This window comes from Pseudomonas sp. GNP012 (assembly GCF_054343835.1).
Map to the genome: position 1 here is coordinate 2,316,254 of NZ_JBTGUU010000001.1, position 12,823 is coordinate 2,329,076.

Annotated in this window: 10 protein-coding genes and 1 pseudogene; 5 read left to right on the plus strand and 6 right to left on the minus strand. The window is 58.5% G+C overall.

Annotation, left to right across the window (positions count from 1 at the left end; genetic code table 11):
- Positions 1–54: 54 nt before the first annotated feature.
- Positions 55–1,392 (minus strand): MFS transporter, encoded by a 1,338-nt coding sequence (locus tag ACXX83_RS10365; RefSeq protein WP_458550180.1) that lies wholly within the window; start codon positions 1,390–1,392, stop codon positions 55–57.
- A gap of 334 nt (positions 1,393–1,726) precedes the next feature.
- Here ACXX83_RS10365 and ACXX83_RS10370 point away from each other — a divergent pair, with 334 nt between their 5' ends.
- From ACXX83_RS10370 to ACXX83_RS10385, 4 genes are all read left to right on the plus strand, one after another.
- Positions 1,727–2,629, plus strand: a complete 903-nt coding sequence (locus ACXX83_RS10370; RefSeq protein WP_458548372.1) for a LysR family transcriptional regulator — start codon at positions 1,727–1,729, stop codon at positions 2,627–2,629.
- A 129-nt stretch (positions 2,630–2,758) separates the two neighbouring features.
- The gene (locus tag ACXX83_RS10375) at positions 2,759–4,654 is read left to right on the plus strand and encodes an oxidoreductase (protein WP_458548373.1); all 1,896 of its coding nucleotides are present in this window, start codon (positions 2,759–2,761) and stop codon (positions 4,652–4,654) included.
- Entirely contained in the window at positions 4,651–5,193 is a 543-nt protein-coding gene (locus tag ACXX83_RS10380; protein ID WP_458548374.1) for a VOC family protein, read from the plus strand. Before ACXX83_RS10375 ends, ACXX83_RS10380 begins: the two co-directional genes overlap by 4 nt.
- Before the next feature lie 177 nt (positions 5,194–5,370).
- The gene (locus ACXX83_RS10385; RefSeq protein WP_007980479.1) at positions 5,371–6,297 is read left to right on the plus strand and encodes a helix-turn-helix domain-containing protein; all 927 of its coding nucleotides are present in this window, start codon (positions 5,371–5,373) and stop codon (positions 6,295–6,297) included.
- A gap of 57 nt (positions 6,298–6,354) precedes the next feature.
- Here ACXX83_RS10385 and ACXX83_RS10390 read toward each other — a convergent pair whose 3' ends face one another.
- A complete protein-coding gene (locus ACXX83_RS10390) occupies positions 6,355–7,293 on the minus strand; it encodes a LysR family transcriptional regulator (protein WP_458548375.1) in 939 nt (312 codons plus the stop codon).
- A gap of 118 nt (positions 7,294–7,411) precedes the next feature.
- Here ACXX83_RS10390 and ACXX83_RS10395 point away from each other — a divergent pair, with 118 nt between their 5' ends.
- Entirely contained in the window at positions 7,412–7,639 is a 228-nt protein-coding gene (locus tag ACXX83_RS10395; protein ID WP_458548376.1) for a DUF2790 domain-containing protein, read from the plus strand.
- 21 nt (positions 7,640–7,660) lie between these two features.
- Here the strand turns inward: ACXX83_RS10395 and ACXX83_RS10400 are convergent.
- The 4 genes and pseudogenes from ACXX83_RS10400 to ACXX83_RS10415 form a co-directional block, all read right to left on the minus strand.
- Positions 7,661–8,062 (minus strand): annotated as a pseudogene (locus ACXX83_RS10400) (methyl-accepting chemotaxis protein); the annotation flags it as partial.
- Between the two features lie 479 nt (positions 8,063–8,541).
- On the minus strand, positions 8,542–9,810 hold the full coding sequence (locus ACXX83_RS10405; RefSeq protein WP_015095158.1) for an OprD family porin: 1,269 nt from the start codon (positions 9,808–9,810) through the stop codon (positions 8,542–8,544).
- A gap of 50 nt (positions 9,811–9,860) precedes the next feature.
- The gene (locus tag ACXX83_RS10410; protein WP_458548377.1) at positions 9,861–11,072 is read right to left on the minus strand and encodes a benzoate/H(+) symporter BenE family transporter; all 1,212 of its coding nucleotides are present in this window, start codon (positions 11,070–11,072) and stop codon (positions 9,861–9,863) included.
- 19 nt (positions 11,073–11,091) lie between these two features.
- Positions 11,092–12,435: an MFS transporter gene (locus tag ACXX83_RS10415; RefSeq protein ID WP_458548378.1), complete on the minus strand. Its 1,344-nt coding sequence runs from the start codon at positions 12,433–12,435 to the stop codon at positions 11,092–11,094.
- Positions 12,436–12,823 lie beyond the last annotated feature (388 nt).

The window sequence follows — 12,823 nt, forward strand, 5'->3', positions numbered from 1 at the left end:
CGAACAGGCATCGGCCGGACGAGCCCTCTCGGGGCTCGTCTTTTGCTGCAAGGGTTACTGCGCCGGTTGCCGGGATAAAGCGGCCTGACGGCCTGGAGCGTTCTGAATCAGAAACACCAGAATAGCGATGGCCCCTACCAATCCTGGTAAGGCGAAGATGAGAAAGCTGGCCTGCAGCGGCAGTGATGAAGCGTGCAGTGCCCCACCCAGCAACGGACCGATGATGGCCCCGGTACGCCCGACACCCATTGCCCAGCCAAGCCCGGTAGACCTTATGTGCGCGGGGTAATACTGCACGGTGCAAGCGTTGGCCAGGATTTGCGTACCAATAGTGCAGGCCCCGGCGATGGCGATAAGCAGATAAAGAACGGGTAACGGCGCCTTGAGCGCCAACAGGCTCAGGGCTAACGCTCCACAACTGAAAAACGCGAATAAGACTCTGGCGATTCCAATGCGGTCCCCCAGCCACCCACCGGCCACTGCGCCAATAATCGCGCCGACGTTTAGTGCCAGCAAAAACGCCAGGCTGGAGTTCAATCCATAGCCTGCGGCCGTCATCAGTTTCGGCAGCCAGGAACTCAGTGCGTAAACCATCAGCAAACAACAGAAAAACGCCAGCCACAGCATGAAAGTGTTCACCTTGCGCCCGTCCTGGAACAGCTGCGCAATCGACACTTTCGTGCCTTTGGCGACCATTTGGTTCAACTGGTCATTGGGAGTGGGTACGTAAGACGGCTCGGCTTGTGCCAATAGATTTTGAGCCTTCACGGACTGCCCTGTGCGCAGTAGAAAATCCATTGACTCCGGCAATTGGCGTATTAGAAAAGGCAAGGCCAACAGAGGTATCAGCGCTACATAGAACACGGCTTGCCATCCCCATTGCGGGATCAGCACCATGCCCAGGCCCGCCGATAGCATTCCGCCCAACGAGTAGCCGCTGAACATGATCGCCACCAGGGTGCTGCGCGATTTCTTTGGCGCGTACTCGTTCATCAACGCCACAACGTTGGGCATCACCCCGCCGATGCCAAGACCGGCGATAAACCGGCACAACGCAAACGCCTCGGGGCCCTGCGCCAAGCCGTTGATCGCTGTGACGCCACTGAAGATGGCGACACACATCATGATGGTTTTACGTCGACCTATACGGTCGGACAGTGAACCGAAAAACAACGCCCCCAGCATCATGCCCACCAGTGCGCAACTGCCCAGCGCACCCGCCTGCAACGAACTGAGGCCCCACTCGGACATCAATGAAGGCAGCACGACTCCATAGATAACTAGATCGTATCCATCGAAAATGATGATCAGCGCGCACCAGAACAGTACGCGCGCATGAAAGGCATTGAACCGTGCCCCGTCAATCAGGGCTGATACATCGATCGTACGCATGGCTTCGCTCTTCTTGTCATTGTTATAGAGCCGGAGGATCTGACGCCTCCGGAAAGTTGCGAGCTGCCCAATGGACGCGGAGCGTTCAGAACCGGGCATGGATTCGATCATGGGCAAACCAACAACCGGGATAAATGCAGTCAGGCGAATACTCAATATTTCGAACGTGAATAAAGCTCGAGGTTAAGCAAAAGGCCCGAATATCTCTCAATGGACGCGATGGTAGGCGCTTGTTAGGCTTGGGACCCTTGCAGCGGCGAATTTAGAGCGGTTCAGACCCAATAACGGGCAAAGATCTATCGCCCTCATGAGCGCACAATCTGCACGAGGCGTTATGGAATTACGTGAGCTTGACCTCAATCTTCTGCTGGTATTCAACCAACTGCTGGTTGACCGGCGGGTATCGACCGCGGCGGATAATCTCGATCTGACCCAGCCCGCTGTCAGCAATGCGTTGAAACGCCTGCGTGTCGCCTTGAACGACGAGCTTTTCGTGCGTACTTATCAGGGAATGGAGCCCACACCTTATGCCCGGCAGTTGGCCGAACCCGTCGCACTGGCCATTCAGACCTTACGCGATGCACTGAGCCGACAGGATACGTTCGACCCGCTCAACAGCAATCGCCGATTTACCATGGCAATGACCGACATTGGTGAAATCTACTTCATGCCACGGCTGATGGACGCGCTGGCTGAACGCGCGCCGGGCTGCTCGATCAGCACGCTGCGCAACACATCCGATACCCTGGCTGAAGGGTTGCAAAACGGTGCGATCGACCTCGCCGTTGGATTACTGCCACACCTGCAAGCCGGATTTTTTCAGCAGCGCCTGTTTCACCATCGCTACGTCTGCATGTGCCGTAAGGATCACCCCGCTACCCGGGAACCGTTAACGCTTGAGCGTTTTTGCAGTTATGAGCACGTTCGTGTGGTAGCGGCGAACACAGGACACGGCGAAGTCGATACGTTTCTGGCGCGGGCCGGTATCGAGCGCAACATTCGCCTGGAAGTCCCCCATTTCGTTGCGGTTGGCCACATCCTTCAACGCACCAACTTAGTGGCAACAGTGCCTGAACGTTTCGCCAGCAGTTGCGAACAACCGTTTGGCCTCGCGGTTCTACCGACGCCTGTGGAACTGCCGAACATCGAAATCAACCTGTTCTGGCACGCACGCTTTAACAAAGACCCCGCCAATCGTTGGCTTCGCCAGCTGATGTTTGAGTTATTTTCGGACTAAACCACCTGAAAAGTACCGCTACGACACCAAGGCAGGATTCTTCAACGCCTCGACATGAATGTTCAATACTCATGCCCGCGCTCATTCCATGCTTGAACCTCAAACAAAAAAAATAATGAGGAGATGGCAATGGCACACCCAGACATCCGAAACCTTGTGATTTCAGACGGCCCTGCCGCGGCGCTTTACCAACCCGGACGAATTGGCACCTTGCAGTTGCGCAATCGCTTCGTGCAAGCACCGATCTTCACTCAGTTCGCCAGCACCTTCGGTGAGGTTGACGATAAGCTCATCGAATACCATAGAGCCCGCGCCCGAGGCGGCGTTGGTCTGATCATCACCGAGAATACCTCTATCGATTGGGAGGTCGGGCGCACCGCGGGTCACCCGATGCGAATCGACCATGACAGGTTCATTGGCGCACTCAGCAACCTGGTCGACGCGGTCCACGGTGAAGGCGCGAAGATTGCCGTGCAGCTGCACCACACCGGGCGCCAGAACTCCCAAAGCAACACAGAGCGTAACGAGCCACCACTGGCACCGACAGCCGGTATCACCAGCGCATTCGGTACCCCACCGCGTGCAATCGAAGAACATGAAATACCAGGACTGATCGATAAGTATGTCCAGGGCGCCCGACGTGCGGTGGCCGCTGGCTTCGATGCCGTTGAGCTGCACGGTGCACATGGCTATCTGCTCGGCCAGTTTCTCTCCCCTTTCACAAACAAACGCACCGACCGCTGGGGCGGCTCCCTGGAAAACCGTGCCCGTTTCGCCCTCGAAGTCGTGCGTGGGATCCGCGAACAGGTCGGTGCGGATTATCCGATCCTGTATCGGCTCAGCGTGATGGAGCCTTACGAGGGCGGTCTCTCACTGGAAGATGGCCTGGCCTTTTGCGAAATGCTCGAGCCTTACGTTGACGCCCTGGATGTCAGTGCCGGGAACTACGACACCGCGATGACGTTGCTGCCGATGGTCCCGCCAGGATCATTAGTCAACTACGCCAAGCTGGTGAAACAGCGTGTCTCCATCCCGGTGATCGGTGTCGGTCGACTTACCTGGCTGTTCGACGAGATGGCACAAGCGGTGTCTGACGGCGAACTCGACTTTGTGGCCCTGGGTCGATCGGGCCTGGCGGACCCCGAAACAGTCAACAAGACACGGCGCGGGCAACCGCAAAGTGTCCGCCGCTGCCTGGCGGTCAATGAATGCATCTCGCGGTGGATGTTCAACGGCAAAGGCACCCAGTGCGTGATCAATCCGACCCTCGGACAGGAACGTCGCGCAAGTGATGCTCGCCGCCCTGCTTCCAGACAGGAGCGAGTATTGATTGTCGGTGGCGGTCCGGCCGGTTGTGAGGCCGCGATACTGGCTGCCGAGCGTGGCCATAGTGTGAGGTTGGTCGAGAGAGCGGACCGCATCGGCGGCCAGCTCCATGCGTGGGCAGCCGCGAGCCCGTTTCGCATGGAGGTCAAGAACATGATTGCGTTTTACGAGAGCGAACTCGAACGCGTAGGCGTCGACGTTCATCTCAATACCGATGCAGCTGACTTGGACCTGAGCCCATGGGACACCGTACTGCTTGCGACCGGTACAGTTGCGCAGGATCGCGGCCCGGATGTGGCCGATATGCTGGCAAGCGCCAATTTGCCTGTGACGGACGAGGTCACAGTGTTTGGTGAAACCGAGGCGGCAATGTTCGCTGCCCTATGGCTGGCGGAGCAAGGCAAAAAGGTCAGCCTTGTTTCACCCGCCGATAGCGTGGGTATCGATACCAATGATATGCAGCGCGAGCATCTCGCCGGCCTTCTCAAGCATCTGGACGTTTCGATCAACACAGCAGCAAAGGTGCCTGATAATGGTTACGTAGTAATGGCGACCGCCCGTGCGCCTTCAACGGTTCTGGAGGAGTCGGTCGATGACATTCGCGTCCACAGCATCGGTACAAGGTCCCGCGGTGGGCGGATGTATGAGGCGACCCAATCCGGTTTCTGGGCGGCGGCGAAAATAGGAGAGTTGTCATGAATGTTCGTGCAATTGAACACGTAGGCATCACCGTTCCCGATATGGAAGCGGCAACCCGATTCTTCATCGAGGCCTTTGGTGCCGAGAAGCTTTACGACATGCTCGACGCGCCCCTGGGAGGGCCTGAGGTAGAAGCGGGACTCGGCATTGCGCCTGGTGCAGTCATTGCTTCAATCCGGATGCTGCGTCTGGGCAACGGCCCCAACCTGGAGCTGTTTTCCTACACTGGCGTCCAGCAGTTGCAGCCGATCGTTCCGAGCGACTTTGGTATTCAGCACATCTGCATCTACGTTGACGATATCGATGCCGCTGCCAATCGCCTTGAGAAGGCCGGCGGCATTCTGCTCAGCCGACCCGGCGACCTCCCGGGTGGTGACGCCGGACCAGGTAATCGCTACGTGTACACCCGCACCCCTTGGGGAAGCACGATTGAATTGGTGACTTACCCCTCATCGCAAGCCTATGAGCGTCACACTCACCTGCGCCGCTGGCGACCGGACTTGACCGGGCCGGGTGACCACGAAATTCAGGCGCAATAAGAAAAGGCTTGCCAGACGAGCGGTGGAAATTCCCCTGATCGATGGCAAGCCTGTATTGCGTACAAATTTGAAGGATGTGTTAATTTTTATATCTGTGTTCTCGACACCTTCAACGCTCAAAAGCCGCTAAGTACTGATAAAAACTCCACAGCCAATACAAATAAAAAGGGAGTTGTGATGAGTGCCATCCTGCTAACGCCAGAAAAAATGCTGGACGTTATCCCTGGTGAAGTAACGATCAAGGGAACCGTTGAGACCGCACCTGATAATGGCGTGTCGATTCGGGGCTACCGCTTTGACAAAACCGAAGTCAGCATCCCGTGCATGCGCGATTACGAGCTGGTGAGATGGAAATCGGGCACGTCAAATCTGGGCTTCCACGATGGCAAGCAATGGCAAAAATGGTCCGTTGGCGATAACGACGTCACCATTTTGACCCGAGGTGAATCATCCAGGTGGTACTGGATGAACGATATCGAAGTCAGTCATATCTACATTTCGCAAGCCATGATGGCCAAAGTCGCCAATGAAGTCTTTCAACAGGATGTTGACGGCGTTTTTGTCGACCACTGCCCGCTCGTCAACGACGCGAAGCTCTCCAGACTCATGGCTACCTATGAAATGGAGTGCCTGAGTGGCGAACCGGGGAGCAGCATCTTCGCCCAGACGCTGGAAATACAGATGTGCATTCATCTGCTGCGTCAGTACGTGCGGTGTGACCTCAGAGACAGCGATCAAGCGTCTCGCCTGACAAACCTCAAGCGCGACCAGCTTCAGCAATACATCGATTCACATCTGTCCTGCCCCATCTCGGTCAAGGAAATGGCCGCCATCGTCGACCTGAGCCCGTCGTACTTTGTACGAGTATTTGGGGCTGTATACGGGGTCTCTCCCCATCAGTACGTTCAGTCGCGCCGCTTGAAAAAGGCCGAGCGGATCCTGTCGACGGTGCGCGACATTCCGTTGAAGGCGGTGGCCATGGATTGTGGATTCTCGGACCAAAGCCATATGACCCGACTGTTTCAGGAAAAACTGTTCATGACGCCCAAACAGTATCGCGAGAAAAACGCCTCCAGGCTTTTTTGCTCATCGGCCTTGCAGTAACGAAACAGCGCGGCGGCCAATCACCCAGACTCCATCCCGGAATGTTGGCCTTTTCAGCTAGCCTGCTGCCCAATACCGAACATCATTCGCTGTGATCTCATGTCCGGAAAAAAGCCCGGGCAACTCCGCCTTGAGAAAGTCCACCCAGGTCCTCACCTTGGCATCCAGAAAACGCTTGGAAGGATAGAGTGCATAGACGTTTCGCTCCCTGAGCCGATGGTCGCCCAGCAGGCGCAGCAACGTGCCCTCGCGCAGCGACCGGGTTGCGGTGTAGAACGGCAGCAGGCTGATGCCCATCCCGGCCTCCGACGCATTGACCATCGCCTCGGGAACGTTACTCTGGAAGGTCTTGCCGGGCACCACTGAATGCTCGCCCTGCTCGTCACGGAAAACCCAATCATCGCCGTACAACGGGTCGATCATGCGCAGGCAGCAGTGTTCATTCAGTTGTTCGGGTTGGGTGGGCAGGCCCCGACGCGCGATGTACGCAGGCGACGCGCAAGGGATGCTGAAGATGCGCCCTACCGCTTGGGCAACGAATTGTGAATCCGCCAGTTCCTGGGCAATGGAGATGACCACGTCGTGCCCGTCTTCAAGGGGGTCGGGGTTGCGTTGCGACAAGGTCAACTCAACCACCACGTCCGGATAGAGCTCGCAGTAGCGGGCAATGAGTGGCGTCATCAGCACGCCCAGCCCGGTCAAACAGTGCAGACGCAACCGGCCATTGGGCTCCAGGTGAGCGCCACGCGCTTCTGCGGTGGCCTCGGCCATGTCGTCGAGTATTTGCCGCGCCCGCAACAGGAAGCGTTCGCCGGCTTCGGTCAGGCTCAACCGGCGGGTGGTGCGCTGCAGCAGACGTGCCTGCACGTGCTGCTCAAGATCAGCCACCAGCCGAGACACTTGCGCCGTGGAAAAGTCCAGCGCCTGTGCGGCGGTGGTAAAGCTGCCTGCGTCGGCTACACGCACAAATACCCGCAGGCTGTTAAGCAAATCCATGAACCCTCCGACGGCAATGACTGTTGCATCTGATGTAACGCAGCATCAAGTACAGCCCTCTTTATCCCTACCCGTAAAAGAATAAAATTCACTCATCAAAACACCACGGAGAAAAAACATGAAGACCTTGTTGAGTGTACTGTTGGCCCTGACCACAACCGCCGTGATGGCCGCCGAAAGCAACCCGGTCACAACATCTCCAGCTCTGGATATCGCCAAGGTCATCTCGGTAACCGATACCTCGACTGCATGCGAAGTCGTGCCGGCGACCATGGTCTATATCGACCACCAGGGTGAAACGCACACGTTGACCTACAAGGTGATGGGCATTTGCTCGGGCGTTTGAGAGACCGGCAAGCCACGTTGTTCAGACCGCTATCCGGGTTGCCTGCAGTGCCAACTCGTGCAAACTGGCCAAACGCTGCATGATGCGCTCGACCACTTCCAGCCTGGCGACCGCACCACTGCGTAACTCCCCCATCGACTGCAACGCGACCTCGGCCTTGTCCAGGCCCAAACGCGTCGAATCGGTAAGCTGTTCAAGGCCCTGACGCGCATCCTGTGCCGACTTTTCCAGACCTGTGGCGATCTGCCGGATCTGCGCACTGGAGTCCGCTGCCTGGCGCGACAGATTGCGCACCTCGTCCGCCACCACAGCAAAACCCCGGCCATGGTCACCAGCCCGAGCGGCCTCGATCGCGGCATTGAGCGCCAGCAGGTTGGTCTGCCGAGCGATGTCCTGGATGCTGCCGACAATCGCACCGATGCGTACCGACTGGCTGCCCAGTTCATCGAACACCTGATCCAGGCGCTGCAGATACTGATCAAGATCCCCCAGCACGGCAGCCGAAGACTGCATGCTCACGGCACTTGCCTGTACCCGTTCGCCCGCGCCACGCGCCAGCTGGTCGGCAAAGCGCATGTCTTCTTCGGTTTGCTGCACCACTTGAGTCAAGTGTTCGAGTGCCACCTTTACCTGGGTGCCCGGCCAAGCGGGCTCGACCACTTGCAGCGACGATAGCGGGACCGGCGCACTGGACTCCACGAGATCTGGTTCCCGTTGCACGGGCACTTCGACTATCCGTACTGGCTGACGGTGATAAAGCACCGCCGCTGCCAGCAGCAACACGTCGATAATGCCGGCATACATCAGGTGCATGCCGTTGCCGACAGCGAGCAGCACAACTGCGCCACCCGCTGCACACAGGGCCAATTGCGCCCAGACTTTATTGCTCATACTCGCCTCACTCACAGCAACGTCCAGGTGTAGCTCAGGATCAGCCGGTTCTCATCGATATCGCTGCGGTAATTGGAGCGCGCCATGGCATTGCGCACCCGGACACCCAGCCCTGCGAAGGTCCCGCTCTGCACGACGTAACCGAGGTCCAGGTCGCGTTCGCGGTCCTTGCCTTCGAAGCCCTTGCCGGTGTTGACGTTGTTGCCGGTGATGTAGCGCACGGTGCTGGTCAGTCCCGGCACGCCGAGGGCGGCGAAGTCGTAGTCGTAGCGCGCCTGCCAGGAACGCTCGTCGGTGGAGGCGAATTCATAGGTCGGCACTTCGTTACCCAGCGGCGAGATATTGGCAAATACCCGGGGGAACGCGCTTTCACCGTAGATACCCTGGTAGCCGACGTAAAAGGTATGGCCGCCGTACTTGGCCGACAGCAGGGAGAAGAACGCCTGGTTGTCGATATTGCCCAACAGCTTCTTGCCATCCTCCTTCGCGTCGAAATAGCCGAGGTTGGCGCCCAGGGTCCAACTGCCAAGGGGCTGGCTGTGTTTCAGGCCCAGGAAGCCTTGCTGGTAGATGTCTTCCAGTTGCCCGTACCAGGCACTGACGCTGGTGCGTTTGTCGTTGAAGACGTAATCGCCGCCACCATAGTTGAAGGCGTCACTGCTGACCTGGCGCTGGGGCACGTAGCCGAGCATGGCCTGCATCTTCTCGTCGCCGGCCTCGTTACGCAGGTGGGTGGAGCTCAGATGGCCGCCTTGCAGCGTCAAGCCATTGATCTCAGCGGAGCTGATGCTCGCTCCCTGGTAACTGGGCGGCAGCAGGCGGATGTCACTGAAAACCAGCACCGGCAAGTTGGGTTGCAGCTCGCCAACGCGCAGTTCTGTCTTCGAGTAACGCAGCTTCAGCGTGCCTTCCAGGCGACTGTAGTCATCGGCCGCGCGGCCATCGCTGTGCACCGGCAACAGGCCGGTATTGACCCGGTCCGGGCTGCTGTCGAGCTTGAGCCCGAGCAGGCCGATGACATCGATGCCGACGCCGATCGGCCCTGGGGTGTAACCGGACTTGGCGTTGAGGATAAAGCCCTGGGCCCACTCCTCGGCCTTCGACTGCCGGTTAGCGCCGACAATGTCCGAATAGTCACGGCTGAAGTAGTAATTGCGTGCCTGCAAGGTGGCGGTGGCATCCTCGATAAAACCGCCCTGCGCGGCCATCAATTGGCTGGAACAACCCAAGGCGACAGCCGTGGACAATAGCGTACGAGTTGCATGAATGGTTGACTTCATAGGTGTGCTCTTATTGTTGTTATGAATAGGTAAGGCGTTACGAAAACGGGTCAGCGCGTCATCTCTCGGGCGCGGCTGGTTGCGGTTGCAAGGGGTGGCCGACGCGTACTCGACAGCAGGTGCGCGACCATGCCGAAAATCAGCCCCCAGAACGCGGCGGACAACCCGAACAGCGACATGCCTGAGGCGGTGGTGAGGAACGTCACCAGCGCCGCTTCACGGTCATTGGGCACGGCCATGGCATTGGCCAGGGCACCGGCAATTGCAGCGAACAGGGCCAGGCCCGCCAGAGCGGCGATCAGTTCTTTGGGAAAGGCCGCGAACAACGACACCAGGGTCGCACCGAAAATGCCCAGAACCAGGTAACAGAGGCCGCCGACCACACCGGCGACATAGCGTTTGCCCGGGTCTTCGTGGGCCTCGCGGCCCGTGCAGATGGCGGCAGTGATCGCCGCCAGGTTGAGGCCGTGGCAGCCAAACGGCGCCAACAGCGCCGTGCCCAGCGCGCTGCAGGCGATGATCGGACTGGCCGGTGTGGTGTAACCCGAGGCGCGCAACACGGCCATGCCCGGCACGAACTGACCGGTCAGTGCCACCATCACCAGTGGCAAGGCGACGTTCAAGGTTGCACCCAGGCTGAACTGGGGGGGGATCCACACCGGCGTCGCCAGGCCGATCACCAGGGCTTCGCGGTGCAATTGGCCGGTGAGCATGGCGATGGCACAGCCCACCACCAGTACCGCCATCACCGCGTATCGCGGCAGCAGCCGTTTGCACACCAGGTAGGTGGTGAACATTGCCAGCACCAACCCGGGCTTGCCTTGCAATGACACGAACAGGCCAGTGCCAAAACGCAACAGAATTCCCGCCAGCATTGCCGCTGCGATGGCGCCGGGCAGCTTGCTGATAACGCGGTCGAACGCGCCCGAGAGGCCTACCAGAAAGATAATCAGACTACTCAGCAGATAAGCGCCGACGGCCTCGTTCATCGAAATGCCCGGCAGCAACGCCACCAACAGGGCCGAGCCGGGTGCCGACCAGGCAATGATGATCGGCACGCGGTAACGCAGGCTCAGGCCGATCCCCAGTAGCGCACTGCCAATGGAGATCGCCCAGACCCAGGACGACAGCAGTTCGCGAGACAGATGCGCAGTGTCCGCTGCCTGGAAAATGATCACCAGGGGGCCCGCATACGAGATCACCGTAGCAATAAAGCCTGCAACTGCAGCGGACAGTGAAAAGTCACGCATTAAGCCTTTCATCAAACAGCTCCTTGCGGACTCAGGCCTTGGCCGCCGACAGCGGCTCGCCAACGCTGGAGGCGTTACGCTCGCTGCTGATGGCATACAGGGTCATGGCGAGGGCAGCCACCGCACCCGGCAAGGCGAACGCCATGAAGTTGAGTTGCAGTGGCAAACTGATTCCCAGCAACGCACCGCCTAACAGAGGGCCAACAATGGCTCCGTTACGGCCAATCCCCGACGCCCAGCCAAGCCCCGTGGAACGAATGGCCATGGAATAGAACTGCGCAGCACAGGCATACAGCAGGATTTGCGAACCAATGGTGGTGGCGCCAGCGATGGCGATCAGCAGGTACAACACAGGGGTTGGACTTTTGAATCCGAGCAAGGTGATCGACACCGCGGCAATGGCAAAGAACACCGCCAGTACCCTTGGAAGGTTGAGCTTATCGCCCAATACGCCCCCACCCACCGCACCGAAAATCGCGCCGAAGTTCAACACCAGCAAGAAGGACAAGCTTGAGCCGAGGCTATAACCGGCGTTGGCCATGAGTTTCGGCAGCCAGGAGCTCAAGGCGTAGACCATCAATAAGCAGCAGAAAAACGCCAACCAAAGCATCAGGGTGCGCAAGGCGCGGCCTTCGCGAAACAGCTGCAACACAGGGGTGCCGATCCCCTTCACCTCAGTCATGTGCAGGATGTCGTCGGGCTGTGCGATGTAGCGTGCGTCGACCCGCTGCAGTACGTTGCGCGCCTCTTCGTTGCGGCCCTGACGCAGCATGAAACCCACCGATTCCGGCAGGAAATACATGATCAACGGCAGCAACAATAACGGCAGCCCTGCCACGTAGAACACAGCCTGCCAACCGAAGCTGGGAATAAGCACAATCCCCAGGCCCGCCGAGAGCATGCCGCCCACCGAATAGCCGCTGAACATGATGGCGACCAGGGTGCTGCGAATTTTCTTTGGCGCGTACTCGTTCATCAGCGCCACCACGTTTGGCATCACGCCGCCGATGCCAAGGCCGGCAATGAACCGGCAGATGCCAAACGTAGTCGGACTTGTGGCAAAGCCATTGAGCACGGTGAAGCCGCTGAAGAGCATCACGCAAAGGGTGATGGTTTTCTTGCGCCCAATCTTGTCCGACAGCGGCCCGAAAAACAGCGCACCGAACATCATGCCAAACAGCGCATAGCTGCCCAGCGCCCCAGCCTCCAGCGGGCTCAATCCCCACTCTTTCATCAGCGTCGGCAAGACCACCCCGTAGATCACCAGGTCGTAGCCGTCGAAGATGATGATCAGGGCGCACCAGAACAAAACCATCCAGTGAAAGCGGTTGAAGCGCGCGTTGTCGATAACCTCGTGTACATCGATTTTTCGCATGACATCGGTCTCTTGTTGTTATTTTTTATTGTTCGTTTGTTCGTTTGTTCGTTTGTTCGTTTGTTCGTTTGTTCGTTTGAGCGTTTTAGCGTGCGGCTGTGAGCGGCGCGGGCAACGGTTCACCGATGGCGGCCGCATTGTTGCCTGCCATGCAAAGCACTGTTACGCAGGATGCAAATCAAGGGTATTGAGAGCGCGAGGGGGCCAATATCCGCTTTGCGCAGATCGCTATCCGTTTTGTGCAGAGGGTGATATCGCATTGATCTGCTGATCAGTGCACTGGCGCCACTCTTCGGAGCCTGGATCCGGCAGCGACCCTGGTTCCGGGCCTCTTGGGAACACCACCGCATTGTTGCGGCAGTGACAGGCATGACACTATGCAAGCGAT

Excerpts from the sequence above, each read along its gene's own strand:
- ACXX83_RS10365 (WP_458550180.1), bottom strand. The coding sequence starts at position 1,392 with ATGCGTACGATCGATGTATCAGCCCTGATTGACGGGGCACGGTTCAAT.
- ACXX83_RS10370 (WP_458548372.1), top strand. The coding sequence starts at position 1,727 with ATGGAATTACGTGAGCTTGACCTCAATCTTCTGCTGGTATTCAACCAA.
- ACXX83_RS10375 (WP_458548373.1), top strand. The coding sequence starts at position 2,759 with ATGGCACACCCAGACATCCGAAACCTTGTGATTTCAGACGGCCCTGCC.
- ACXX83_RS10380 (WP_458548374.1), top strand. The coding sequence starts at position 4,651 with ATGAATGTTCGTGCAATTGAACACGTAGGCATCACCGTTCCCGATATG.
- ACXX83_RS10385 (WP_007980479.1), top strand. The coding sequence starts at position 5,371 with ATGAGTGCCATCCTGCTAACGCCAGAAAAAATGCTGGACGTTATCCCT.
- ACXX83_RS10390 (WP_458548375.1), bottom strand. The coding sequence starts at position 7,293 with ATGGATTTGCTTAACAGCCTGCGGGTATTTGTGCGTGTAGCCGACGCA.
- ACXX83_RS10395 (WP_458548376.1), top strand. The coding sequence starts at position 7,412 with ATGAAGACCTTGTTGAGTGTACTGTTGGCCCTGACCACAACCGCCGTG.
- ACXX83_RS10405 (WP_015095158.1), bottom strand. The coding sequence starts at position 9,810 with ATGAAGTCAACCATTCATGCAACTCGTACGCTATTGTCCACGGCTGTC.
- ACXX83_RS10410 (WP_458548377.1), bottom strand. The coding sequence starts at position 11,072 with ATGAAAGGCTTAATGCGTGACTTTTCACTGTCCGCTGCAGTTGCAGGC.
- ACXX83_RS10415 (WP_458548378.1), bottom strand. The coding sequence starts at position 12,435 with ATGCGAAAAATCGATGTACACGAGGTTATCGACAACGCGCGCTTCAAC.